The 584-nt window shown below is 46.2% G+C and carries 1 protein-coding gene and 1 pseudogene; both read left to right on the forward strand.

The annotated features are described in order from the left end of the window. Nucleotides 1-214, forward strand: a pseudogene (locus tag R7044_RS26815) (hypothetical protein); the annotation flags it as partial. 22 nt (nucleotides 215-236) lie between these two features. Next, nucleotides 237-584, forward strand: a 348-nt coding sequence (locus R7044_RS26820; RefSeq protein WP_225456184.1) for a metal ABC transporter solute-binding protein, Zn/Mn family, incomplete at its 3' end; no start/stop codon positions are given.

The raw sequence follows: 584 nt of genomic DNA on the forward strand, positions 1-584 counted from the left end.
TGGTGACGGGATCTACTTGGGCATCAGACAGAGTGATCAAGGGGCGGCTTCAATGATTCTAGATAGTCGTCAAAGCCACGCCGACATTTGGCTAATTGATGCCCATGGTTTTGCGCCAACCCCAACATTGAGCGAAGAAAGCCATCGCCATCAACAGGGGTGGCAACAGCTAATTCTCTCTTCTCCATCTTCTGCTCACCCTTCGCACACTTAACTCAATTCAAAGAATACATATTATGATCACACGTTCGCTTTTACGTTCCATGTTTGCATCTTGCGCTTTATTGGTCGCTAGCACGTCCAGTTTCGCGAGTGACAAAATGAAAATTGGTATCACGCTTCAGCCTTATTTCAGCTATGTGCACGCTGTTGTTGGTGACAAAGCGGAAATCTTGCCGCTGGTGGATGCTGGCTTTAATCCTCATAACTACTTACCGCAACCGAATGATCTAAAACGTCTCAATGAAATGGATGTCATCGTGGTGAATGGTATTGGCCATGATGATTTTGCGTTGAAGGTGATCAACGCGTCGCAACGCGATGATCTCGTTGTCATTGAAGCCAACAAAGAAGTTCCGCTATTG

The organism is Vibrio sp. 1402 (assembly GCF_033340275.1).